Annotated in this window: 23 protein-coding genes; 4 read left to right on the top strand and 19 right to left on the bottom strand. The window is 42.3% G+C overall.

The features are described 5' to 3' along the window. Positions 1-25 precede the first annotated feature (25 nt). The 8 genes from GTQ34_RS07875 to GTQ34_RS07910 all read right to left on the bottom strand — a co-directional run bounded on the left by GTQ34_RS07875 (position 26) and on the right by GTQ34_RS07910 (position 9,094). A complete protein-coding gene (locus GTQ34_RS07875; protein ID WP_166523225.1) occupies positions 26-793 on the bottom strand; it encodes an SH3 domain-containing protein in 768 nt (255 codons plus the stop codon). After that, positions 790-2,574, bottom strand: a complete 1,785-nt coding sequence (locus tag GTQ34_RS07880; protein ID WP_166523226.1) for a BatD family protein — start codon at positions 2,572-2,574, stop codon at positions 790-792. Before GTQ34_RS07880 ends, GTQ34_RS07875 begins: the two co-directional genes overlap by 4 nt. Then, positions 2,574-3,455, bottom strand: coding sequence for a tetratricopeptide repeat protein (locus GTQ34_RS07885; RefSeq protein ID WP_166523227.1), 882 nt, complete (start codon positions 3,453-3,455; stop codon positions 2,574-2,576). Before GTQ34_RS07885 ends, GTQ34_RS07880 begins: the two co-directional genes overlap by 1 nt. Next, complete coding sequence (locus GTQ34_RS07890; protein WP_166523228.1) at positions 3,448-4,494, bottom strand: VWA domain-containing protein; 1,047 nt, start codon at positions 4,492-4,494, stop codon at positions 3,448-3,450. Before GTQ34_RS07890 ends, GTQ34_RS07885 begins: the two co-directional genes overlap by 8 nt. A 3-nt stretch (positions 4,495-4,497) precedes the next feature. After that, positions 4,498-5,496 carry a vWA domain-containing protein gene (locus GTQ34_RS07895; RefSeq protein ID WP_166523229.1) on the bottom strand — a complete coding sequence of 333 codons (999 nt, stop codon included), beginning with the start codon at positions 5,494-5,496 and terminating at the stop codon, positions 4,498-4,500. After that, on the bottom strand, positions 5,497-7,158 hold the full coding sequence (locus GTQ34_RS07900) for a BatD family protein (protein ID WP_166523230.1): 1,662 nt from the start codon (positions 7,156-7,158) through the stop codon (positions 5,497-5,499). It abuts the gene before it with no gap. Then, complete coding sequence (locus GTQ34_RS07905) at positions 7,158-8,024, bottom strand: DUF58 domain-containing protein (RefSeq protein WP_166523231.1); 867 nt, start codon at positions 8,022-8,024, stop codon at positions 7,158-7,160. Before GTQ34_RS07905 ends, GTQ34_RS07900 begins: the two co-directional genes overlap by 1 nt. Before the next feature lie 68 nt (positions 8,025-8,092). Next, the gene (locus GTQ34_RS07910; protein ID WP_166523232.1) at positions 8,093-9,094 is read right to left on the bottom strand and encodes an AAA family ATPase; all 1,002 of its coding nucleotides are present in this window, start codon (positions 9,092-9,094) and stop codon (positions 8,093-8,095) included. A gap of 158 nt (positions 9,095-9,252) precedes the next feature. On the opposite strand from GTQ34_RS07910, the gene GTQ34_RS07915 reads away from it, so the two are divergent. Genes GTQ34_RS07915 through GTQ34_RS07925 form a run of 3 tightly spaced genes read left to right on the top strand, consistent with a single transcriptional unit; the run spans position 9,253 to position 12,023 of the window. Continuing rightward, positions 9,253-10,125, top strand: coding sequence for an aldo/keto reductase (locus tag GTQ34_RS07915; RefSeq protein ID WP_166523233.1), 873 nt, complete (start codon positions 9,253-9,255; stop codon positions 10,123-10,125). Between the two features lie 9 nt (positions 10,126-10,134). Further along, positions 10,135-10,890: an SDR family oxidoreductase gene (locus tag GTQ34_RS07920; protein ID WP_166523234.1), complete on the top strand. Its 756-nt coding sequence runs from the start codon at positions 10,135-10,137 to the stop codon at positions 10,888-10,890. Then, positions 10,887-12,023: an ATP-binding protein gene (locus GTQ34_RS07925; RefSeq protein WP_166523235.1), complete on the top strand. Its 1,137-nt coding sequence runs from the start codon at positions 10,887-10,889 to the stop codon at positions 12,021-12,023. Before GTQ34_RS07920 ends, GTQ34_RS07925 begins: the two co-directional genes overlap by 4 nt. On the opposite strand, the gene GTQ34_RS07930 is transcribed toward GTQ34_RS07925, so the two are convergent. The 4 genes from GTQ34_RS07930 to GTQ34_RS07945 all read right to left on the bottom strand — a co-directional run bounded on the left by GTQ34_RS07930 (position 12,020) and on the right by GTQ34_RS07945 (position 19,143). Beyond that, the gene (locus tag GTQ34_RS07930; protein WP_166523236.1) at positions 12,020-13,948 is read right to left on the bottom strand and encodes an amylosucrase; all 1,929 of its coding nucleotides are present in this window, start codon (positions 13,946-13,948) and stop codon (positions 12,020-12,022) included. The two genes, GTQ34_RS07925 and GTQ34_RS07930, sit on opposite strands and share 4 nt — an antisense overlap. After that, positions 13,949-14,893 carry a carbohydrate kinase family protein gene (locus GTQ34_RS07935; protein ID WP_166523237.1) on the bottom strand — a complete coding sequence of 315 codons (945 nt, stop codon included), beginning with the start codon at positions 14,891-14,893 and terminating at the stop codon, positions 13,949-13,951. It abuts the gene before it with no gap. Between the two features lie 48 nt (positions 14,894-14,941). Continuing rightward, positions 14,942-15,370 (bottom strand): hypothetical protein, encoded by a 429-nt coding sequence (locus GTQ34_RS07940; RefSeq protein WP_166523238.1) that lies wholly within the window; start codon positions 15,368-15,370, stop codon positions 14,942-14,944. A 92-nt stretch (positions 15,371-15,462) separates the two neighbouring features. Continuing rightward, positions 15,463-19,143, bottom strand: a complete 3,681-nt coding sequence (locus tag GTQ34_RS07945; protein WP_166523239.1) for a T9SS type A sorting domain-containing protein — start codon at positions 19,141-19,143, stop codon at positions 15,463-15,465. Between the two features lie 207 nt (positions 19,144-19,350). Here GTQ34_RS07945 and GTQ34_RS07950 point away from each other — a divergent pair, with 207 nt between their 5' ends. Next, complete coding sequence (locus GTQ34_RS07950; protein ID WP_166523659.1) at positions 19,351-20,076, top strand: metallophosphoesterase family protein; 726 nt, start codon at positions 19,351-19,353, stop codon at positions 20,074-20,076. A gap of 18 nt (positions 20,077-20,094) precedes the next feature. Here GTQ34_RS07950 and GTQ34_RS07955 read toward each other — a convergent pair whose 3' ends face one another. The 7 genes from GTQ34_RS07955 to GTQ34_RS07985 all read right to left on the bottom strand — a co-directional run bounded on the left by GTQ34_RS07955 (position 20,095) and on the right by GTQ34_RS07985 (position 25,463). After that, a complete protein-coding gene (locus GTQ34_RS07955) occupies positions 20,095-20,661 on the bottom strand; it encodes a hypothetical protein (protein WP_166523240.1) in 567 nt (188 codons plus the stop codon). Positions 20,662-20,686: 25 nt separating this feature from the next. Next, the gene (locus GTQ34_RS07960) at positions 20,687-21,229 is read right to left on the bottom strand and encodes a hypothetical protein (protein WP_166523241.1); all 543 of its coding nucleotides are present in this window, start codon (positions 21,227-21,229) and stop codon (positions 20,687-20,689) included. A 358-nt stretch (positions 21,230-21,587) separates the two neighbouring features. Then, a complete protein-coding gene (gene amaB / locus GTQ34_RS07965) occupies positions 21,588-23,141 on the bottom strand; it encodes an L-piperidine-6-carboxylate dehydrogenase (protein ID WP_166523242.1) in 1,554 nt (517 codons plus the stop codon). Positions 23,142-23,212: 71 nt separating this feature from the next. After that, the gene (locus GTQ34_RS07970) at positions 23,213-23,584 is read right to left on the bottom strand and encodes a DUF1304 domain-containing protein (RefSeq protein WP_166523660.1); all 372 of its coding nucleotides are present in this window, start codon (positions 23,582-23,584) and stop codon (positions 23,213-23,215) included. Then, positions 23,584-24,126, bottom strand: coding sequence for a 3-hydroxyanthranilate 3,4-dioxygenase (locus GTQ34_RS07975; RefSeq protein ID WP_166523243.1), 543 nt, complete (start codon positions 24,124-24,126; stop codon positions 23,584-23,586). Before GTQ34_RS07975 ends, GTQ34_RS07970 begins: the two co-directional genes overlap by 1 nt. Before the next feature lie 109 nt (positions 24,127-24,235). Then, positions 24,236-24,748 carry a CAP domain-containing protein gene (locus GTQ34_RS07980; RefSeq protein WP_166523244.1) on the bottom strand — a complete coding sequence of 171 codons (513 nt, stop codon included), beginning with the start codon at positions 24,746-24,748 and terminating at the stop codon, positions 24,236-24,238. 190 nt (positions 24,749-24,938) lie between these two features. After that, positions 24,939-25,463, bottom strand: coding sequence for a CvpA family protein (locus tag GTQ34_RS07985; protein WP_166523245.1), 525 nt, complete (start codon positions 25,461-25,463; stop codon positions 24,939-24,941). Positions 25,464-25,517 lie beyond the last annotated feature (54 nt).

The raw sequence follows: 25,517 nt of genomic DNA on the forward strand, positions 1-25,517 counted from the left end.
GCTATTGTTTTTTGTTAAATATAAACTAAAAGTCCTTCAATAGCTTGAAGTTGTCGCTCTTTAACCAGCCTGTTTGTCCGTCAGCAATTTTTATTTTACTCCAATCGTCCAATTTGTCCAATACATTGACCTTGGTTCCTTCATGTAGAGTAAAAACGATTTCACTTTGTTTATTGGGTTCAGAGGAGATTTTTACTTCTTTGGTATAGATGATTGCAGGATTGTTGTTCTTAAATTCCTGATGCTGTAAATAGGCCATCAAAACACAAATGGCTCCTGCAATAAGACAGAACATGCTTGCAATAAAAGCAATTCTCTTTTGGTTGGCGACCCGCAGAAAGAAATAGCTTAAATAGCCAAGCACAAATAAAAATATCAAGGCGACAGCTATGTAGGCCCATTGATCAAAGGAAAACAGGTTCACTACTTTGCCATACATCTGCGCTATTTCGGTTCTTGGAATTTCTTCAATGGCGTCCAATCTCATGTTCCGGGCATAGGACAAGTTGTTCAAAATTTCACCATCATTGGGCTTCAGGAGCAATGCCTTTTCATAATAATAGATGCTTGGGCCTATTGCATTCAGTTTGTAATGACAGTTGCCCAAATTAAAATATAGGGCCGCAGAATGTTGGCCATTGTCAAGTATCTGCTGATACTGTTCTATTGCTTTGGAATACTCCCCATTGTTATAATACTCGGTCGCCTTGTCAAAGAATTTACCGTTTTGGGAAAATCCAAAAAATATGGAAAACAGCAGTACAATGTTCAATAGTATCTTTTTGGGAATCATAATTGCTTGTCCAAGTTAGATATGACTTCACTGGCTTTTTCATAATCGTTCTGCATTTGTACATCAGAGAATGGACTATAACGGGCCATTTCACAGCTTTTCAGTAAATCAATGAAACCATCCACATCCGAAGCCCCCACATTTTTGTCACTCAGTATTTTGGTTATTTTTTCCTTGCTGAATTCAGAGGTTTCAATCTTCAATTTAGCTTTCAAGTAGTTATGCAGCCCTTTTTCCAGAGCTACATAAAATGCCTCCTTGTTGCCTAGCTCTCTTTTTGAGGTAGAAAGATACTTTTTAGCAAGTTTGTTGGCCTTTTTTATTTTGTTGCCTTCAATATCACTGGCGATTGCTTCTCGTTTTTTAAAGGAGAAAACAGCTATTGGGATAAGCAGTAAGGGGGCAAAAAGCAGTATATAAAATGTTTTTGAGCCAAAAAAGTAATCTGTTCCGATATTGGTTAGACTGGGTTTGATCTTAATGAAATGAAACTGCTTTCCTGTGGGAATCACCAATTGTTTGTTGGGTGAACCAACCAGTGCATTGTCGGACGAAGACCCAACGGGACCATCCAGAACCTCAATATTTATTTCCTCAGAATCAAGGGTAACGTATTTTCCTGTCTTAGGGTTAAAATAACTAAAGGAAATGCTTGGAATGGGATATTTTCCGCGGAAAGAGGGCACTATGGTGTAATTGTTGGACACCTTCCCTTCCATGCCAGAGGTATAGGTGGTCACTTTCTCTTCGTATTCCGGTTCATACACCTCTAGGGCACTTGGAAGTTCAGGTTCTGGTAATTGAAATAGTTTTAGGTTTCCCTTTCCAGAAACTTCTACGATGGCCTGAAGGGATTCAGCTGCATTGAGTTGTTTTTTGCTGGCGGTAACTGAGAACTCAAAATCACCCACAGCACCGCCAAAGTTTGCCGGTTTTCCTGCTTCAGGTAAGGGTTTCACGTTAATGGTTCTTCTTCCTGCGGAAACAGTTTTGGTGGTTTGGGTATAAATGCGGCCTCCAAAGAAATCCCTACGATTTGTGGGCACATCCACAAAAATTTCCAGAGAGAGCGGTTCAATCTCCAACTTGCCAGGCTTCTGCGGGTAAAGTACCACCCTTTTCAATATCACGTAGCGATATGGTTTTCCTTGAAAGGTACCATTTTGGGCGGTATGCTTCGTAACCGGAATGTCTTGGCTCCAAAAATTGTTGTACGTTGGATTGTCCAAGGGGCGATAGTTGGTGACACTTATATTTGGACTTACATAGAGCTTATAGATCACCGTCACCGCTTCGTTTAGGTACGGGTTGCCTTTGGAAACTTCAGCCACCAAATGAAGGTTTTCGTCTGCGACATCATCCACGGTTTTTTCCGAATTTGGTTTGTCCACAGCTGCAGTAATTTCAACAGTCTTTGGCAGGGTTTTATAGGTTTCTCCTGCTATTTCAATGGTGGCCTGCTTTATGGTGAACTTTCCTCTGGATGTAGGTACCAGTATGTAGGAATAGGTTTTGGAAAAACTTCTTTTGCCATTGACCCATGAAGAACTTATGGATTGCGATGGGCCCATTACGACCTTAAAGCCTTCAAAAGAGGGAGGGTTGAAATTATCACCATCCTTGTTCATGGTAAAGTCCACCCTTAATCGCTCATTGATTCCCAACCTTTCCTTGCTCAGTTTCATTTCAAAGGAAACCTCGTCTTCCTGGGCGTGGCAAGAGAGCCCAACGATGAGGGCCAAACACAATGAAAACAATAAATTACCTTTCACCCCCTGCATCACCAATCCTTTTCGTTCTTAATTTTTTTGCCCCGAACTTTTCGCGCCTCCATCTTTTCCTGCACCTTTTTTTCCTCATTTTGCATGGCTTCTAGCAGGTTCTGTATTTGTTGCTTGGAAAGTTGATTAGGTCTGGGTTGTTGTTTTTGTTCTTCAGGCCTACTGCCTTCATTGGGTTTCTTTTCCTGCTCCTTTTTCTCATCACCATCACCTTTTTGGTTTTCTTCAGGCTTATCTTCTCCATTTTCGCCATCGTCTCCCTGATCTTTATTCTCACCTTCATTTTGCTCTCCTTCATCCTGGTTTTGATTGTCCCCACCATCGTTCTGATCTTGATTTTGGTCTTTTTGATCTTGCTGGTCTTTGTTGTCGTCACCGCCCTGGTTGTCATCATTTTTTTGCTCATCCTGTTCTTTTTCCAACATTTTCTTGGCAAGGGCTAAGTTGTATCTGGTCTCATCGTCATTGGGATTGTTTCGAAGCGCCTCTTTGTAGGCCTCAACTGCCTTTAGGTACTCTTTGTTCTTCATGAACACATTGCCCATATTGTGGTAGGCTTTGTGCTTTTCAGGTTTTTCTTCGGCCACTTCCCCGGCTTGTTTGAATCGTCCAAAAGCTTCCCCGTAACTTTCCCTGTTGTAGTAAGCATTTCCGAGATTAAAGGGAGCTACAGCATTTTGTTTGCTTTTGGATATAGCCTTTCTGTACGTGGCCTCGGCAGATGTAAAATCGTTCGTGGTCAACTCATTGTTAGCTTCCCAGGTTAATTCTGTTGAGTTTTTGAGCGCCTTTTTGGCTTGCTCATCCAAAGGGTTTTCCTGGGCCTTCACGACAAGACCAAGCGCCAGTAGAAATCCAAAAAACAATCTTATCCTATTCATGTCCATTTTCATTAAAAAGATTCAGTTTCTTCAGCCATTGGGTTTTCCTGTCCAGGAGAAAGACATCCAAAAATAAAAATAAAAAGCCCAGACCGAGGAACCATTGAAATTGGTCCTTGTACTCGGCAAACTGTTTGGCCTCAAATTCTTTTTTGTCCATCTGGTTCAATTGTTCCTTGATGTATTCCACGGCTTTCTCCGTGTTGGTGCCATCAATGTATTCTCCATTCCCTTCCTCCGCAATTTCCAACAACACATTTTCATTTAGACGTGTAATGACCACTTCACCTTGGTTATCTTTCTTTAAACTTTCCACCACACCATTTCTTTTTAAAGGAATAGGGGCACCCTTTGCTTTACCTACGCCAATGGTAAACACTCTAATGCCATTTTGAATGGCAAGATCAACAGCGTCTATGGTTGACCTTTCTGAGTGGTCCTCCCCATCAGAGATGATAAAAAGAACGCGATTGGTCTGTTCGGCATCATCGTAATAGGTGCTTGCCAGTTCTATGGCAGCATCGATAGCGGTGCCTTGTGATGAAAGCATGTCGGTGTTCATGCTTTGTAAAAACATTTTCGCTGCCCCGTAATCTGTGGTAATGGGCAACTGGGGATACGCCTGTCCGGCATAGGCTATAATGCCGATTCGGTCGCTGGCCAATTGGTTAATGATTTCCGAGACCAATCTTTTGGCCTTTTCCAATCGATTGGGAGCGATATCCTCGGCGAGCATACTTTTAGAAACGTCAACAGCAAATACGATATCAACTCCTTCGCGTTTTACCGTCTCCAATTTGGTGCCGATTTTGGGATTTACCAAACCTATGATCAGGAAGGTAACTCCTATGAGAAAGAAAATCAATTTTAAGGCGGATTTGAAGCTGGATTTATTGGGAGCCAAACGCCGTAATAATTTTAAACTGGAAAATTGCCGTTGGGTTTTTCTTTTCCAAACTTGAAGAAACAAAAAGGCCAGGACCATTATTGGAATAATGGACAAGAGGTAGAAATATATTTTTTCGTCAAACTGGATCATACTCTAAATAAAACTTTTGAAAACAGAGTTGCGCAACCCCCATTCCAGTAACAGCAAAGCCCCTGCCAAAAGAATCAACGGTCTAAACTTTTCTTCGTATTTGTAGTATTTAAATTCCTCAATCTCCGTTTTTTCCAACTTGTTGATTTCGTCATAAATCTCTTCCAACTTTTCGTTGTCGGTAGCCCTAAAGTATTTTCCTCCCGTAGCCTTGGCAATTTCCTTTAAAAGTGCTTCGTCAATTTCTACTTGGCGCATGCCATATCTAAAGGTGCCGTCCCGATTATACGCAATAGGGGATAGGGCATTCCCATTGGTTCCCAATCCAATGGTATAGGTCTTTATTCCGAATTCCACAGCAAGGTCGGCGGCTGTTTTTGGTTCAATAAAGCCCGAGTTGTTCACCCCATCCGTCAGCAAAATGATCACCTTACTAATGGCCTTGCTTTCTTTTAAACGGTTTACCGAGGTAGCCAGCCCCATTCCAATGGCCGTACCATCTTCCAGTTCGCCGTAGGTTATTTCCCTTAGTGCGTTCAGCACAATGGTCTTATCGCTGGTAATAGGTGTTTTGGTATAGCTTTCACCTGCATAGCCCACCAGCCCGATACGGTCGTTGGGTCTTTTTTTGATAAAACTTGCTGCCACTTCCTTGAGCGCGGACAGGCGATTAGGTTTTAAATCACGGGCCAACATACTGGAGGAAACATCTATGGCCATTACGATATCAATACCTTTGGTGGTTTTGGTGCGGGTGGAGATATCCTCGGTCTGTGGTCGGGCCAGAGCAGTAATGATCAGTGCGAGGGACAATAATCTGAGAACAAAAAGTAGTGGCCTAAGTTTAGATGTCCAATGAGATACACTGAAACCTTTGATGCTCGAAATTTTCAGCGAGGCAACTTCTTTTTTGTGTTTGAAAATATACCATAGCAAAGCCAATGGAAGCGAAAGTAGCAACCAAAAAAACTGTGGATTTGCAAACTCTACATTTTCAAACATTTATACTTGTGTTTTTACGTCCAAACTGCTCAATATTCGAGACACAATATCCTCGGCATAATTATCTCCTTCTTCCCAAGTAATTACTACTTGTTGCACAAACCCTTTCCCGCCAAAGGTTAGGATATTATATTTAGCCTTTTGCGAGGAACCCCCTTCATCATCTTTAAAACTACCGGTTCCATAAGTTTTCAATCCCTGGACACCAGATTTTGTTACAAACTCCTCTTGTTTGGTAATGATATTCCGTAATCCCAAATTCTCAAAAGAGGCCAAAGTCGAACCTATGGCTACTTCAAAATTGGGGTCGGTTTGTTCTTTGTACGTAACTGAACTCGTTGCTACTGAAAAGATGCCAACATAACTTCCGTAAGAAAACGTTTGAAGCTCTTTGATAAGTTCTTCCGTTTCGGGAGGCAATTTTACCTCTTGGCGTACTAGGACATCTGGAGTCTCCAGTTCGATGGGAGGGTATCCATAAGAGCTTGCCACCCATTCTCCTTCCAAAAGCTCTTTTGTAGGGTAGCCAAATACGGTGTCCCTTACCTCTTTAAAACCGAAATATGCCACGGAAAGTCCGCTGCCCAAAAATAGAACCCCAACGAAAATGGCTGCGGTCCAATAGATTCGCTTACGCTGTTTTTTTCTTGCCAGTTCTTCCAAGTATTCTTCATTCAACAACAATTCTTCTTCTGTGGGCTCGGGCAATGCTTCATGGGTTTTCACCACAATGTCCTCCACCAATTTTCTGTCTTGTTCGGCAATAGAAACCGCAGGCTTCGACTTGGCAAATTTCACTAAATCTGCTGTCTGCAATATTTTTTGGAATTGTATGATGGTTTCATCCTCTAGGTTGAGCTCTCCACTATCTTTTAGCATTTCCAGTTTTGTGATCAGTTCTGAAGTAGTACTTTCCAATGCGGAAACCTGAACGTCTTCCTCTAAATAAGATCGTACAATATCGGTCAATTCTGAATAGTACTTCTTGTATTCATCTTGAATGAGGTATCTTGAGTTCTCCAGTTTTTTCAATTCCAGCAAAGCACGGTCATAGGGAGGTAAGAGTGCTTCTTTTTCTTCTTCTGTCAAAGGTTTCTTTCTCAGAACGAACCAGTACACCAACCCACCAATGAGGCCAAGCGCCAACAGTAGCCAAAACAAAGTCCACCATAGCTTAGCATTGCTCTTCTCCACCTGTATCAAGGGTTTGATGTCGTACATTTTTTGTTTGGTGGTATCCACAGCCACGTCGGCCACTTTTATTCTGAACGAGTCGGTAAAAAAGGGTTGTTCGCTGATTGCCACTCGCTGAGGGGGGATTGTGTAGGCCCCACTATCGAATTGGGTCAATGCATAGATGCGTTGAAGAACAATCTTGTTTTTGTTTTTTATCGTATCGGCCATGATGGCTTCAACGGTCTCCAATGGAGAAAAAGTTTGCCCCTCAGGAAAGTGAACGATATCCGTGGAATCAGTTTCAACGGTAATCTTATAGTGTATCTGTTCACCAATTTTTATCTGCGTTGTATCAATTTCAGTTGAAATTTTGGGTGTGTTCTGGGCGAGAGCTTTCTCTGGAACCAATAATACAGCACAAAACAAGACCATGGCACCCCATAAACGAGGGCCAGAAGACCATAATTTTGTTTGTTCCTTATTCATCACACTCTTCGTTTAAAATAACCCAGCAATTTTTTTACGTAGCTCTCGTCCGTACGACAATGGATTACTCCGCACCCCGCTTTGGTGAATGATTCTTGAAAGTAGCCCACCTTACTTCGGTGGAATTGCACATAGGCATTGCGCACCTTGCGGGACTGCGTGTTCACCAATTGGAGCACACCGGTTTCAGCATCCTCCATCTGCACCATGCCCAAATTGGGAATGGATTCTTCGTGTTGGTCGAAAACTCGTATTCCCGTAACGTCGTGTTTGTTTCCCACTATGCGCAACGTGTTATCGTAGTCGTCTGCAATAAAATCAGATAGTACAAACACAATGGCCTTTTTCTTCATCACATTGGTCAGGAACTTGAGGGCCTCCGCGATATTGGTCTTATTACTTTTAGGGGTGAATTCCAATAATTCCCTGATAATTCGAAGTACATGGCTTTTCCCTTTTTTTGGTGGAATGAAAAGCTCTACCTCATCCGAAAAAAGTATTAACCCAACTTTGTCGTTGTTCTGCATGGCCGAGAAAGCCAGGGTGGCAGAAATTTCCGTGACCACCTCTTTCTTAAACTGCTTTGCGGTGCCAAAAAACTCGGAACCGCTCACATCGACCATAAGCATCATGGTAAGTTCCCGCTCCTCTTCAAAAACCTTCACATAGGGTTCATTGTATCGGGCGGTCACGTTCCAGTCGATGGTCCTTACATCGTCCCCAAATTGATATTGCCGAACTTCACTAAAGGTCATACCCCTCCCCTTAAAGGCAGAATGATATTCTCCTCCGAAAATATGATCGGAAAGACGACGGGTCTTTATCTCGATCTTACGTACTTTCTTAAGAAGTTCTTTTGTATCCATTGGTTGAAACAATCAGGTTTTCAGGTTCGAAAAGAGTGGTGGCACTTAGAACGCGAAAGATTGAACCGTTACGGTACTTCAACCTCGTTTACAATCTTGTTGATGATTTCTTCAGAAGTTATATTTTCAGCTTCGGCCTCATAGGTTATGCCGATACGGTGTCGCAATACATCATGGACCACAGCTCTAACATCTTCAGGTACCACATAGCCCCTTTTCTTTATAAATGCATAGCACTTGGAGGCATTGGCCAAGTTGATGCTTCCCCTCGGAGATGCACCAAAGCTGATAAGTGGTTTTAGCGCTTCGAGATTATATTTTTCGGGATATCGGGTAGCAAAGACCAAATCCAGAATGTACTTCTCGATTTTTTCATCCATATAAACCTCACGAACTGCTTGCTGGGCGCTCAAAATTTGTTTTATGGTCACGACAGGTTTTATGGGCTGGTTTTCTCCGCGAAGATTTTGCCGGATAATGAGTTGCTCCTCATTTAGCTTCGGGTAATCGATTACGGTTTTTAGCATAAAACGGTCTACCTGGGCCTCTGGAAGTGGATAGGTTCCTTCTTGTTCCACCGGGTTTTGGGTGGCCATGACCAAAAACGGAGGATTCAATTTAAAAGTTTCATCACCTATAGTGACTTGCTTTTCTTGCATGGCCTCCAACAAGGCGGATTGAACTTTTGCAGGAGCCCGGTTAATCTCATCCGCAAGCACAAAATTGGCGAAAATAGGACCCTTCTTTATGGAAAAATCATTTTCCTTTATGTTATAAATCAAGGTTCCCACGACATCCGCAGGCAAAAGATCTGGGGTAAATTGTATTCTGCTAAAACTTCCTTTAACAGCCTTTGCCAAGGTATTTATGGCCAAAGTTTTTGCAAGCCCTGGAACACCCTCTAAAAGAATATGTCCTTGTCCCAACAATCCGATCAGGAGCCGTTCCACCATGTGCCTTTGACCTACAATGGCCTTGTTCATCTCGGTGACTAGCAAATCAATAAAAGCACTTTCCTGAGCTATTTTTTCATTCACCGCACTAATATCAATAGTAGTGTTTTCTTCCATGTAAACTTTTATTGTTACGTGTAATTATATGTCATAGTACTAAGAAGTGCAAAATGAAAATTAATTTAAAATCCATCTGTTAATTAATGGTTAAAAAAATCGGCAAACCCCTAGTTTTATGAAGGTTTTAAGGGTTTAATTTTATACATTCAGCATATATGGAACTAACGGAAACTTTTTCAAGAATTATTTCTGGATGCATGACCTGGGGAAGTTGGGGCAAAAAGCTTTCCACAAACGAAATGATTGGGCTGATCGATCATTGCCTGGAACATGGATTGACCACATTTGATCATGCAGACATTTACGGGGATTATGGTACGGAAGCTGATTTTGGAAAGGCTTTTGCAAACAGCAAAATAGCCAGAACAGACATTCAATTGATATCCAAATGTGGCATTCAGATGACCAGCGGTCGCAAAAATCGACTGAAACACTATGACTACAGTAAAGAATATATCGTTTGGTCAGCTGAGGAATCCCTAAAAAAGCTTAAGACAGACTATCTTGATTTGTTTCTATTACACAGGCCAAGTCCCTTGATGGTGCCTGAATATGTAGCAGAGGCCGCAATGGCCCTATTAAAGGATGGAAAAATAAAAGAATTTGGGGTTTCCAATTTTGCTCCTTCCCAAGTGGCCCTTTTGGAAAAGATGATTCCGGTTTCATGCAATCAGGTCGAGTTTTCACTGACCCACACCACCCCAATGTACGATGGCACATTTGATGATTGCATTCTACATGGAAGAGCCGCCATGGCATGGAGTCCTCTTGGCAGTGTGTTTCGGAAGAAAACCGAACAAACCAAACGAATACAAAAGACAATGCAACAGCTGGAAGAAAAATACGATGCGGATGCAAGCCAGTTATTGTTGGCTTGGATTTTAAAACATCCCGCAAAGGTTCATCCTGTTATCGGTACTACAAACAACGAAAGAATTATGGAAGCGGTCAAAGCCGTCGAAATAGATTTGGAACTTCAGGATTGGTTTACTTTATTGGAGGCTAGCCAAGGACATGAAGTCCCTTAAACGAAAAATATGAAGAAGACAGTATTGATCACTGGTGCCACAAGCGGCATTGGCAAAGCCACTGCAACGCTTTTTGCCAAACACGAATACAATTTGGTTTTATGCGGTCGCAGATCTGATCGACTTGAAGAGCTACAAAATACTTTGGGCCTGAATACAGGTATTCATACGCTTGAATTTGACGTCAGGGACCGAGAGGCGGTTTTTTCTGCCATAAAGGATTTGCCCAAGAATTTTTCGCGGATTGACATATTGATCAATAACGCTGGAAATGCCCATGGCCTAGACCCCATTTACCAGGGCAATCTTGATGATTGGGATGCCATGTTGGACATCAATGTGAAAGGACTCCTATATGTGTCCAGAGCAATTTTGCCTCAAATGGTGGAGCGAAAATCGGGACATATTATTAATATTGGTTCCACTGCAGGAAAGGAAGTGTATCCGAAAGGCAATGTGTATTGCGCCAGTAAGCATGCGGTAGATGCCATCAACCAAGGTATGCGTATCGATTTGAACGCCCATGGAATCCGAGTAGGAGCGGTCAATCCTGGACTGGTGGAAACAGAGTTCAGTGAGGTGCGGTTCAAGGGAGATTTGGACAAGGCGGATAAGGTATACCAAGGATATCAACCCTTAAAACCTGAGGACATTGCGGATATTATCCACTTTGTGGTTACAAGACCCTATCATGTTAACATTGCCGATTTGGTGGTGATGCCCACGGCCCAGGCCAGCAGCACCATTGTGAAGAAAGAATTATGATCAATAAACGCCTATTGGTAAAAAATTTACTGGCGCATAACGACGAAAACAGTTTCTACGACAAAAAGCGCTTTATCTCCATTGGCGAAAAAGAAGGCAAGGCAAAATTTCTGAAGCATGTTTGTGCACTGGCCAACAGTAATCCGAAGAACAATTCGTTCATCGTTATTGGCGTTGAGGATGAGGACAACAAAATTGTAGGGGTCGATTTCTTCGACGATAGCAAAATCCAGAACTTGGTCAACGCCTATTTGGATAATCCACCACTTATTTCTTATGAAAACATCCCATTTCCGCATCTACCGGAGGGCAAGGTGGTCGGCTTAGTGACCATTCGTTCCAACGGAAAAGTGTGTGCCTTGCGCAAAAATATTTGGAAGTACTATGGGGGAGCGGTGTTTTTTAGAGAGGGGAGTATTAGCCTTCCCAAAGCTTTTGATATTGAATTGAAAGACATCAATTCCAAAGCGGTGGCCACCATAGAGCAGCATGCACGGAACAATATAGAGCTCACCTTGGATGCCGTGATCAACTTCATCAACAATCGGCATCCAGACCTTACAAGCGACTACAAGGTATTTAAAGAGCAATTTGTGGTCTGTTGGGCTGGGATTAAAAAGAAAATCAAGAACAAAACCTATTATTCAAGGGTGGATATTGAACTCATCAACGAACAGGTAAAGCTTTTTTATTCTGCCTTGGATGAAATTACTATCTCATTTAATGAAGATACCTTCAGCATTTTGGAATTTGTTCAATTGGGACTGGGGTCTCAGCAAAAATATTATCCATTGGAAAAAGTGGTGATAACCTTCTCTGAAAACGGAAAGTATACTATGAACAGCGAACTGGTTTTTGACCCACCGCAATACGATAAGAAAACCTTGCATCATGTGTTCAATGCAAACAATGCATTACTTCAAAAAATCGAAAAAAAAATTGTGCTCTCCAATGCCGAGCATGACGACTTAACCCATTTGCCAGCCACCTATCTTATTTGCTATTTGAATGGTTTTGAGGAAGCCAAGGAAAAAATGGATGCGGCCAGGCCTTTATTGAAACAATATGACAGCGGAATCCATCAGTCTTTAAAAGAATCGCAACGTATTCTGAGAAAGGTGAGGTACAACTAAGATTTTTTCAGCCAGAGCATTTGATAGGGCAACAACTCCAGTAATCCACTGTTTGTCTTCACCTTTTTATCCGAAACCAAGTCTTGGGGCTCACCTTTGGTAAAGTACCCTCGTTTTTTAATCCAACTGGTTTCCACAACCTGAGGCTTTTCATCAAAATTGCATAAGACCAGGAGCGCGTCTTTATCATTGCTTGTTCTTTCAAAAACAAGTATGTGTTCGTTTCCAGTATGATATAATATGGGATGGCTATGGGCTGCAAAAATGGGATTTGCCATTCTAATGGCAATCAATTTTTTAAGAGTATGGAATATTTGAGATTGCGGTGTTGTTCTGTCATCCAAGGCATCAATGACATTCCAATTCTGCTTGGGTCTGTTCACCCATCGGCTGTCTTCTTTCTTTGCATCTTCCTTTAGGAAGGAATAATCGTTAAGGGTTCCAATTTCGTCACCGGCGTACATCATCGGAATTCCCCCAAAGGCCAGTACTATGCCATGCAGCATAACAATTTTCGCCATGGACTGTTCAACGAGCGATTCGTCTTTTTTGATCAATCCCTTTTCCAGGCCCAAAAGTGATGCGGCACTTCCAGTTATCCGGCCATCACCAGTTTTGGGATTGTACATGAACAAAAGACCCATAGCTGGGGACCAATCCAAACGCTGACAGTAATAATCCAACAAAAACTTGCGGTGCTGTTGGGGATTCCAACCCATTTCTTGGATGAAATGATCTTCGTAACCCAAACCTATATCATCATGGCAACGGATATAATTGATCCAGGTGCAATCTTTGGGTTTGGAGGGGACGTTGGTCAAACTTTTGTAGAGTAGTCCTGTTTTCTTTGTTGCAATGGAATTCCAAAGCAAGGCCATTAAAGAAGCATTGTAGGCAATTTCACATTCGTTTCCTCTTGTTTGACCTTCACCAAAGTATTTGACTATCTGTGTTGGCGCCACAATGGCCTCGGCCAAAAAAATGGTTCCGGGAGCCACCACTTGAAGGCACATCCGAAAAAGACTAACAAGAGTATGGGCCTCAGGCAAGTTTTGTGAAATAGTGCCCATTTTTTTCCAAAGAAAGGCCAAGGCATCAAATCTTACCACATCCACACCCAGGTTTGCCAGATTGACCAAATTGGTGAGCATTTCAGAAAACACTGTGGGATTTGTATAATTTAAGTCCCACTGATAATCATTGAAAACGGTCATCACCCATTTTTCCATTTCAGGAACATAGGTGAAGTTGCCTGGAGAAGTTTCAGGGAATACTTCGGGAAGGGATTTTTCAAATTCTTTAGGAATGGTGTCCTCTTCAAAAGTGTAGTAATACTTCTGGTACTTTTTATTGCCCTGTTTGGCTTTCTTGGCCCAGGGAAATTGGTTGGAGGTATGGTTCACCACAAAATCCAACATCAAGTACATGTTTTGATTGCGCAGTTCTGATGCGAGCTTTAGCAGGTCGTTTTTGGTTCCATATTTTGGGTCGACCTTATCGTAGCTGTTTACCGCATAGCCCCCATCATTTTCTCCTTTCGGCCTTGTTGTAATGGGCATCAGATGCAAAAAGTTGACGCCCAAATCCTTAAAATAAGGTATTTTTTTATGAAGCCCCTTTAGGTCCTTGTTGAACTGCTCCACATACAACTGCATTCCAACCATTTTTTCAGACTGATACCAATTGCCCGCTTCCAATCTTTGCAAATCTTGTAGTTTCAGTTCTTCTGGACGTGAAGCAAACAACTTTGGGAGCAAATCGAGTAATTTATTAAAATCAACCAAATGTTCTTTTTCAGGATATAGTGAAAAGAACAGGTGTTGAATAAGCCCCACATTGGTGGCCATCCGCAGCTTGAATAGCCGTGCCGGGTCTTGTTCTTTCAGTTTTGATGAAAGCAATCGGTGTAAATGGGCCTGGTTCATTTAATCTTCAAGCTGAGATTTTGTTGGGAGCGCATTGATGGCTCCGTAATTGGTAGTAGTAATGGCTCCTGCTTTGTTGGCTGTTCTCACCATTTCCAAAACCAGATTAAAATTATCAAAAACTTGATTGAAGCTTCCAAGATTTGCAATTTGGTATAAAAGACAGCCAATAAAGGCATCTCCAGCACCGGTGGTATCCACAGGTGTAACTGGAATACTGGGCACAGTTTCCATGTTTCCATTCATACTAATCAAAGTGCCTTCTTTGCCCAAGGTTATTGCAATGATTTTGGTACCCACTTCGTGCAAAAAAGCACAAGCTTCACTTAGGTCAGACTTGCCAGACAATAACTGTGCTTCTTCCAAACTGAACTTGCACAAATGCGATTTTTCAACAAAAGGCATGCACTTTTTTATGAACTGCTGTTCTTTTCCTTTCCAAAGATCGCTCCTAAAGTTAGGGTCAAAACTGATGAACATTTCCTTGGTAAGACCATCAAAAAGATACTTACCATACGTTTTCTCCAAAGGTCCGCCCAAGAGTGCCGTTGCGGCTCCTAGGTGAAGAATGTTTCCTGGGAAGTTTTTACGAAGGCTTGGATCGTATTCCAGTTCTTTGTCGGCACCCCGACTAAAAACAAAATCTCGCTCGCCATCTTCCGCCAATGAAACAAAAGCAAGCGTAGTAAACGTCTCGGAACGTTGGGTTAGGGTAATGTCAACACCTTCCTTTTTAACCGTGTTCAGCAAGAACTCACCAAACGGGTCGTTGCCAACACAGCCAATAAATACCCCTTTGCCACCGAGTTTGGCTATGGCACAGGCCACATTTGCTGGGGCACCTCCTGCCTTTTTGGTAAACGCAGTTGCTTTTGAGAGGTCACTTCCCTGCTTTTCTGCTACAAAGTCTATCAGTAATTCCCCGATACAGAAAACCTTCTTCATTGTAATTGTTTAAACAAAAGGTAATCCAATGTAAGGAGAAAATACGTGCTATTCTAAAATTCTGTGCTCAATTATAGTGAAATAACTGCTTGAAGTATCTGGACATAAACCTTCCCTGGCCTTCACTTCAAGAACGGTATTTACAAGAAGATCTTTGGGTTCAAACAAAAAGGAAACATCCATTTTTTCACTTTTGGATAGTTTATGGTTTACGCTACCCCCAATTTTGAGAACTTCAATTACTTCAATACGGAACACGTATTCTTTGGAAAGACCACAAATTTCTTTGTTCTGATTTGAGGCTTCGAGGATGTTGATTTTGAGTAAAGCCTCGTTTGGACCCAGTAGTTGTCCTTGCTCTATAAGTGTTTCTTCATTGCTGTTTCTACTGGAGTTGGTTTCCATTGGGGAGGAGTTTTCTTCCTGGCTACAGGAATTTCCAAAAAGAATAAAAAGGAGTAAAATAAGAGGTTTCATAAAAGCACTTTTATTAATATACGGGGATTGGGGCTGATTGGATTTCATAAAAAAGGCGCGAAGAATCGCGCCTTTTTTATGTTGTTCATGACCTATCTTTTAATAATCTTGAAATCCTCATTGGTTTTTTGTCCTCTGATTTTTACAAAATAAATACCTGCAGGACTGTTAGAAGCGTTCCAAATGATTGGCTTGGAGCCACTCATCTCACTGCTTTCAAATACTTTTTGCCCCAGTAGATTAAAGATTTGTGTTGTGACTTTACGGTCCTCACTATTTTTTAAGGCAAAATAGAATTCATTGGTCGATGGGTTGGGCCACACTGCTGTGATCACATTGGTCTCAACTGTGGCCAAATTTTGGGAATCTTGTTCGACAAATGTCTCCGATGGAGCGATTTCTGCAGCGGTATCTTGGGTAGAACCACTATCGACTGTTCCAAAAATCTGGAACACTTGATCTTCAGGACCTGTGCCAAACGCTATGGATCTAGAGGTCCAGTCAATGGCGCCAACACCAAAGAGGTCTGCCGAATCCCTAAAATTAGCCTCGTTGCCAATTAATCCTGCTTGTGTGGACCAGAACCACTGAGTTGCATCTGGTAAAAAATCAAGATTGGCATAAACGGATAGCCAGTATGTACCTTCCTGCAGAACCACTGGTTCTGGGAGATCCAAACTTAGATTAGTTTGGTTGGGTTCTGAAGAAGGAGCAATGGCACCACTATCATAAACCACGGCACCAGGGGCTCCCCCGTTATCTTCATAAATTACTATGGTGGCACTGGTTAGTGAAGGACTGTTGTTGGCACCACCAAATGCTACTATGTTGTTGACCGTCCATTGACTTCCTGAAGGAACGATAAAATCATCGGCGGACTGTGCCAAGGCACCCCCAAAATCAGGAAACAATTGTGAAGGGCTACTGCTTATTATGCCCTCATTTTGTTCGTAAATAGGTAATTCCGTCAAGGTGACGGTAAAGCCCTCAGCTACCTGCTCCCCACCTGATTTGGCTATTAAACCAATTGCTGCTGACCCTTCCAGGTCTGGGGCAAAAGAAAGTTGGATGACATCATCCTTTAAAACTGCAGTTACCAAATCGGGATTGGAATTGGTCAATTCTATCGAAATTGGCTTCCATGGATTGGTGCTTACAAATAAATCCTTGACGTTGACTTCTTTATCTGGACTGCCAATGGGCAATAACAAGTCAGGCAATAAATAGGCCACGCTTAGTTTTGGTTCAGGTGAACGGAATGTAAAAAACTTAGCATTGAAAATACCATTTCCGTGGGCGGCCACTGCCACAAAACCATCTTTTCGCGTTCTTACCTGAGGGACCACGGCGTTACCTACCACAAAAGGTTCCCTAAACCATCGAGTACGGTCACCATTTAGGTAGTAAGAAACATAAAGTCCTGTGCTTGTTCCCGCAAAGTATAGATTGCTGTTACCATTTATTGTAAACCAACGTACGGAAGGACCATTCCCAGTTCCGTCATTGTTCTCTTCCAAGTTGCCGCTTATGCTTTCCCATGTCTCACCGGAGTTCTCACTCATAAAGAGACTTTTAATATTATAGTTGGAGTATACGGCGAAAACCCGATCGGCATCATTTGGGTCCACGTAAATTTGGTTTACATTACCTGGAGGCAGTCCTTTCCCCGAAGAAATATCCACGACCGCCTGGTCATCCAAATTGGCATTGTCTACTTTGAAAATCATACCTGTTGAAGTCCCATAATACAATCTATTGGCCACTGGAAATCTGGAAACGTCCAGACCGGTAATCACAGAACCATCTGGAGTAGCTGTCTGCTCTTGCTCCACCCAGTTTACTGTTGCAGGGGCATTTGAAAAGAGAGGCACCTCATCCAAGTTATTGTTTCTCCACATCCGGTCACCGGCAGGCATATACATTATATTGTCATTAATGGGATCCAGAACAAAGGGAGCCACAAAATCGAAACCGCTAGCGCCCGCTGGGGTCACTCTAGTGAAGGATATGAATTCGCCTGCATCATCGAAGTTGAAACGATAAACATTTCCGAACTGAGCCGAAACGTAGCGAGTGAGACCACCATCAGCGATGGCATTGTAAGATCCATCCCCTCCAAAATCTTCTTCCCAAGGATCGTTGCCATTTATAGAATTGGTAAACCATGATCCATTATCCTGGAAACCAGCAACCACATCTTGACTGTTTCCTTCGGGGTCTATGGCTATGGCATATGGTTGCGTTGTAATATAACCATTGTTCAAAGAGGTCCAACTCACCGGTTCTGATGTTATGGTGATATCTTCGGTCACCCTTACTCCTCCATCGTTGGCAGAGATGGCCTTATTCGGGTTAGAGGGCAGGAAAACCAAGTTGTGCTGATCAGGATGGTGATCGGGATAAACAGCAAAGCTATTGCTGAAAATAGTGTAACCCCCGATCCAGCTCTCAAAACCGGCAGGGGTAGTAAATCCTGTGGTAGAACGATATAGGTTGGTGCCACCCAAAAACACCAAATCGGGATTTGTAGGGTGCACCTTAATCACCATATTGTACGCTCCTTGTAGATTCAGGTTCCCGGCAACGCCGCCAATAGTAGTGGGCAGGTTGGCGGTCAAATCGACCCATTGCTCTTCGGGGGTAGGCGCATCGGCTTGGTACCGCCATAAAAAAGCCTCACCTAGACTGCTCAAATCATAAGAGAAGAAATAAATACGATTTTCATCTGAGGGATCATAGGCCATAACGGTCCTCCCATAGGCTGGAAAGATTCCTTCAGGAGTAATATTGGTCCACATATCTCCATCTTGGGAGGTGTAAAAACCGGCGTTATCTCCTCCAAAAATATCCACTGTGGCATATATTGTCCCGCTAGGAGTAATCAACACCTCCGTTTGGCTGTCGAATCCACTGGGGAGGACCTCCTCAAAGGACCGAGCTCCATTTCGAGATCGGAATAAGCCATCGAAAGTGGCAGCGTACACATCACCACTTTCAGGATGTACGGCCAAACTGTTTATAAGGTCAAAAGAAGAAAAAGAGGTGACGTCGTTATCTGAAGTATTCCGCATTCTAAACCAAGTTCTTCCATTATTGTAGGATTTATAGATACCTGAACCCTGATAAAAGGCACCTGGTGCACTTGCGGAGTTTCCGTATCGTTCCCCGGAAGCATAATACCAAACATTTTGTCGGTTTTTTCTGGGATCTTGAACAATGGAGGTAATACTTGGCGATTGGCTTTTTCTTGTAACCCTACGCCACGTTTGTCCAGCATTCGTAGAACGCCAAAGACCTCCCGAGACTCCTCCAGCAAGTATGGTGTTCTCGTTTCTCATATCCAGTGCCAAAGCCCTCGTTCTTCCACCAACATTGAAAGGTCCTCGATTTCTGAAATAGAAAAACTTTTTTTTAGAGGCTTCTCCACCATAGGTTTTGGACATTTGAAGTTGAATGTCTGTAGAGTCTATATTTTCAGAGAATTTGGCCTCCAATAAGCGAATGTTCTCCGGAATCCTCTTGGTAAAAGGATCTTGGGTTTGCCTAAATTCATAGGCCAATCGGTCAAGGGCACGATCGCCAGGAGCTTTAGGTGTAACACCTACAGGACCTTTCTTGCTATCATAAATTTTAGATTGTTTGTAAAGATTATGTCCCTTTTGAGGAGAATCGTCATGTGTTCTTTTTAATTCTTGGGCTTGGAATCCATAAATAAATAGGAAAAAACAAGCGAAGAAAGAAAATAATGGTTTAGAGAGTAGAGATTTTTTCATATAGAGGTTGATTATAATGAATTAGCCTCTTAATATAATAAAAAATCAATGCTAGGGATATATTATTCCTACAAAATTCGATGAAATACATCGTTAAGAAAAGTAAAATGTATTTTCCCAACATACACTATGGGAATATTGACCCCAACTTTATTTTAAAATTTGGGAGATGATTCTTTTGTTGTGTATCATTGCGAAAAACTCATGATGCGAACGTTGGTTATTGGGGACATTCATTCAGGTTTACGGGCATTGGAACAATTAATGTTTCGTGCCAATGTTACCCCACAGGACCATCTTATTTTTTTAGGGGATTACGTGGACGCCTGGAGCACTGCAGTGGAGACCATCGATTTTTTGATGAATTTAGACAAAACGCACAACTGTACCTTCATTCGCGGAAATCATGACGAACTCTGCAGAGAGTGGTTGTTGACCAAAAAAGAAAACCCCCAATGGTTGGAACACGGTGGCAGGGCAACAAGGGATTCTTATCTTAAGTCACACCATGAGGAATGGGAAATGCATTTGGAATTTTATGCCAACCTTGTCAACCATTACTTAGATGATGACAATAGGCTTTTTTTGCATGCTGGGTATACCAATCTTAAGGGAATCGAGTTTGAGTATTTTGATCAATTATTCTATTGGGACAGAACACTTTGGGAGTTGGCCAAAGCGTTGAATCCCAATCTAACGCCTAAAGACCCGAATTTTCCTAAAAGGTTGATGCATTACAAGGAGATTTTCATTGGCCACACCCCGATATCCAAAGTTGGAATAGTGGAACCGCAACAGGGGGCCAACGTATGGAATTTGGACACTGGGGCTGCTTTTAAAGGGTGCTTGACCATGATGGATGTGGACACCAAGCAGTTTTGGCAGAGTGACCCGGTACATACCCTATATCCCAGTGAAATGGGCCGCAATTAAACAGTTTTAGCTTTTTGATCAAAATTTTCCAGCCTTGTGGTCATCCTGCCATTGGGCGAGCTCTTTCCATTGGCCCATATGGGCCATTTTGGCCTGCATGGGCCAAGAAGCAGGATCATGGATTCGGTATCGGTCTCCCCCAGAATTCAAAACTTCCTGACATTTGTCCGTAGTGGTTTCGGAAAGGGCCTTCCATGTTTTTATACCAAACTTATGGAATAATCCCTCAATTTTGGGACCGATTCCCTCCACTATTTTCAAATCATCCTGTTTTATTTTTTTACCCAGGGCTGCCTTTGCGGCTTCAGCATCGAAAGCTGAGGTTGAAGGTGGCGTTGCGACTTTGGAAGAGGTTAAGGATGAGCTGGTTTTTTGCATTTTTTCCATCGCACTCAACTTTTTTCTACAGGCGTCCAATTCGGTTTTCAACCTAGCGCTATCTACTTCTAGACTTTTTAGACTTTCCTTATTATCTGGGACTGAGGGAGTTTTCATCTTACCCATGAGATATCCCAAAATTCCAGAAATTAAACCAATTAATATTGGAATGATCCAGCACCAGATATTTAGATTTTCAGTGTTCATGGTAATTGTTTTAGCGGGTTTACGGTTAATTTTCAATGGGATGCCTCTCGGAAATTTGAAAGGCAATAGGACCATAAAGAGTATTGTTTTCCAGGGTCATATTTTCGGTTAATTTTCCATCTGTCTGGATTTGTCCAGAGGAAATTCCATGCATCACAAAATGATTTTTAACAGAGTTGGCCCTTGCCAAACCTAGGTTTGAAAAATTGGTGTTGTTTGTTTCATCTGGACTGTACAATCCCGTAATATGAACTACTTTATCTGGATTGGAATCGAGGTGTTTTTTTAAATCTTTTACGCCATTTTTCAAAGGCTCGGCAATGGGCATCTGAAATGATGGTTCTGAATAGTGGAAGCGGAAGTTGTCTTTGACTTCAAGAGAAAATGAACCATCAGCAATGGAGAATGAATGAGACGGAGGCGGGTTAGTTTTTATGAAGGATTCTTCTTGTCCAACCACTTTTGCGTTTATGGAGCCGATACATTCACTACATAGGTTTATGTAGAGCAGTGTTCCAACAACAATGGTTGCCAATATCCCCAGCAAATGGTAGGACTGTGTTTTCATTGGAGGTCGATATGTGTTCGGTCTACCTAAAATATTAAAAATATCTTAAAAAAATAAGATTTAACATTAACAAAATGAGGATGTTAGCAAGAAAATTAAATTAATTGAGAAAGGACAACACTAAAAACAGGCAAAAGCATACCAATCATACACTTTTTTTTACCACTGATACGATAACCGATTCAACTTGCTTCTAATATGTGGAAATTTGCATTAAATATTAGGTAAGAAACCCTATTTCTCCCGACGAAGTTCCGGCACTGGAATAGGGTTTATTCAAATTAAGTTTGAGTTAGTTAAGTTGGTTTAAACAGGCCGCCAATTCTTAGGTTCATCAAGAATGGCGGTCTTTCGTTTTTTATAAATCAAACTTGATGCCCTGGGCCAACGGAAGTTCAGTAGTATAGTTGATGGTATTTGTTTGTCTGCGCATGTATATTTTCCATGCATCAGAACCGCTTTCACGTCCACCGCCGGTTTCCTTTTCTCCACCAAATGCGCCTCCAATCTCAGCTCCGGATGTTCCAATGTTTACATTGGCAATACCACAATCACTTCCAGCAGCGGAAAGAAATCGTTCAGCTTCCCTTAGATTATTGGTCATAATAGCCGAGGAAAGACCTTGTACCACACCGTTTTGTTGTGCAATGGCATTTTCTACACCCCCGGTATACTTCAACAGATATAATATTGGGGCAAAGGTTTCTTCCTGAACGATTTCAAACGAATTTTCAGCCTCCACGATTGCAGGTTTCACATAGCAGCCACTCTCATAGCCTTCACCTTTAAGCACACCTCCAGCAACCAAAATGTTACCGCCCTCTTTTTGAGCTTTTTGGAGTGCCTTCTCATACATTTCTACTGCATCAGTATCGATCAAAGGACCCACGTGGTTGTTTTGGTCTAAAGGATTACCAATTTTAAGCTGTTTATAGGCGTCCACAATGGCATTTTTGACCTGATCATAAATGGATTCATGAATTATCAGTCTTCGGGTTGAGGTGCAGCGTTGTCCTGCGGTGCCCACGGCACCGAAGACAGCACCGATTACTGTCATCTTTATATCGGCATCTGGGGTTACTATAATGGCATTGTTTCCTCCTAGTTCCAACAAAGATTTTCCGAGCCGTGCAGCGACTTTTTGGGCCACAATTTTCCCCATTCTTATGGATCCTGTGGCGGAAACCAAAGGAATTCGCTTGTCATTTGTCATGAGCTCACCAACCTTATAATCTCCATTTATTAGACAGGAAATTCCCTCAGGGAGCTTATTATTCTTTAAAACTTCCGCAATTATGTTCTGGCAGGCAATGCCACATAAAGGGGTTTTTTCGGAAGGTTTCCATACACAGACATCGCCGCATACCCACGCCAAGGCCGTATTCCATGCCCAAACAGCAACGGGGAAATTAAATGCTGAGATGATACCCACTACCCCAAGCGGATGATACTGTTCGTACATTCGGTGTCCAGGGCGTTCGGAGTGCATGGTCAATCCGTGCAACTGTCGGGAAAGGCCCACGGCAAAATCGCATATATCAATCATTTCCTGAACTTCTCCCAAACCTTCCTGATATGATTTTCCCATTTCGTAGGAAACCAATTTCCCCAAAGGCTCTTTGAGTTCGCGTAGCTTTTCGCCAAATTGTCTGACAATTTCACCTCTTTGGGGAGCTGGAACCGTTCGCCACTCCATGAAAGCCTTGGTCGCGGTTGTCATCACTTTTTCATAATCTTCCGGGGTTGTAGAGGTAACCTTAGCAATAAGCACTCCATCAACCGGGGAATATGATGCTATGGTTTCGCCAGTTCCGAAGAATTCAGAACCGATGGAAGTTCCCAAGTTGGTTTCTTTGACCCCAAGTTGTTCCAAGGCCTTATTGATACCAAAAGAAGCTGCGATATTTGACATTTATAACTTTTTGAATGTTTATTGTTAAATTTTCGCAAAGCTACAAATAATCCAGAAGAGACTAAGGTGTTTTATGCCAAATGATGCAGTAAAAAAAGCAGTATTCCCATCAATGCGGGAAGCGCCTGCACGGTAAAAATCTTCTTGGAAGCGGTAATAGCACCATAGACGCCGGCCACAGCCACACAGCCCAAGAAGAAGAGTGCCACATATACTTGCCAAAGGGCATCTTGAATAAGCAGGGACCAAATGAGCCCAGCTGCCAAAAAACCGTTGTAAAGCCCCTGGTTGGCGGCCAAGGTTTTTGTTGGCTCAAACAGCTCCTCGGGAAAATTACGAAACACTTTTTTGGCCTTTGTGGTCCAGGCGAACATCTCCAACCATAAAAAGTATATGTGGAGCAAGGCCACAACGACAACGATGATCTTGGCTAGTAACAGTATCATTCTTTTTTTGCTATAAAACGTTCGTCAACGGGCATCACAGTCCCACAATTGTCACAGGTTCTCAATTTCTCTGAACCATAGAAGTGCTCGAAGTGCGCCAAAAAATCCTTTTCAATGTCAAGAAGCGTGAAATAGGCTTCATAAAGTTTATGGTTACAATTGTCACAAAACCAGAGCAGCCCATCATCCACATTCATACCAGCCCTTTTTCGCTCTACGACCAAGCCAATGGACCCTTCATAGCGGACCGGGGAATGAGGTATTTTGGCCGGATGAAGATACATATCTCCAGGACCGAGTTTCATGGTTTTTTTCTGCCCATCTTCCTGAATGTGCACTTCAATATTTCCTTCCAACTGATAAAACAATTCCTCTGTTTCGTTATAATGGTAGTCTTTCCGGGCATTGGGTCCCGCAACCACCATTACGATATAATCATCGGCATCTTTATATAAATTTTTGTTGCCCACAGGGGGCTTTAATGTAGCGCGATTTTCCTCAATCCATTTATGAAGATTAAAGGGTGCTCTTATTGCCATAAATCAACATTTTAGGAAAGGTAAAAAAAACCTTGTTGGGAACATAGGCTAAAACAAAAAAAGCCTGCTTTCAAAACGGGCCTTCTTGCTATAGGGTTGAAAGAATTATTTATTCAATGGTTAAAAAAATCTGGGTAAAATAAGGTCTGCCCGCCTTATCCAATTGAACGCTCAAGGTGGTATGTGTATAATTGCCTTCCAAAGCTGCCCTATGCGAGGCACTGTTGAGCCAACCCTCCAAAGCTTGCTCGGCAGTGGTGTAAAATCGGGCCACATTTTCCGAAACCGATTTTGCATTGGTCTCTTCGGCTATTTTGGAGGCTCTCTCCTCAAAGTTGTCGTGGCTCAAACTGTTTTTGGAAATCATATATTCATTATGTTCCTGGGCGTATTTATAGGCAGAAGGACTTTTCTCCAAAGCATCGACTCCTACGGAATTGCGGTATGCATTGACCAAGTCCAATAGCGTTCCTTCCATTTCAGTGGGTTCAATGGTCTCCTTTTCATTCTCCGAAAGAGCCTCAATAAGTTCCTGCTCTTCCTGCTCTGCAGATGAGGTACTGCACATGCTCAACCCCATCATCATTGCAATCACAAAGACTGCTCCAATCAATCGTTTCATTTTTCAATAGTGTTCGTTGGACCTGTTCCAAGGGTCCTAAGTGTTCTCGAGGCTAATCTAATGGAGAGAAAGCGTTAGTCCATAGAATTTCCATAGGAGGGCATATTCCTACGTTAAACGGTAGCTATGGAACGATTAAGTGCTATTTTGGAGTAAGGGCCTATGCCGTTCGTCGATGAAAAGATACCTTTTATATAATCTGTTGGTTCGACTCTTCAGGGGCTTCAGGCTCTTTTTCTTCAAGGACCATTGAAAAAACAAAAGCTCCGATTTCTTTTACGGGCTCGTAAAAAACGGACTCTTTTTTCGTTTCTTCATTTATAATGCTGAAGGAGTCCGTTAACCGTTCAAAAAAGATGAGAAAAGCACCTAAAATAATGGCCGCTTTCAGAGCACCAAAGAGGCCTCCAGCTATTTTATTCAAAAGGCCCAACATGGCAAAATCAGCAATTTTGGTTAAAAATTTGCCCGCAAATTGAACAGCCACCACGATAATGAAAAAGGTTATTAGAAAAGCGGCTATCTTCACATATTGTTCCCCCCAATCAAAGTTTTGGGAAAGATATTCCGCGGTAATGTAAGAGAAATGGATGGACCCATAAATTCCAGCTATCAGGGCAATCAAAGAAGCTATTTCCACGAATAGGCCATTCTTGAGGCCTTTATAAAGGCCCCAGACTAAGAGAATTCCAATTACAATATCCAAGAAACTCATAGGAGCGGTTTTAACAAATATAGAATATTGATTTGTACCTTTGGAACTCTTAAA

The sequence above is a fragment of the Flagellimonas ochracea genome, from assembly GCF_009903685.1.
Classification (GTDB): domain Bacteria; phylum Bacteroidota; class Bacteroidia; order Flavobacteriales; family Flavobacteriaceae; genus Flagellimonas; species Flagellimonas ochracea.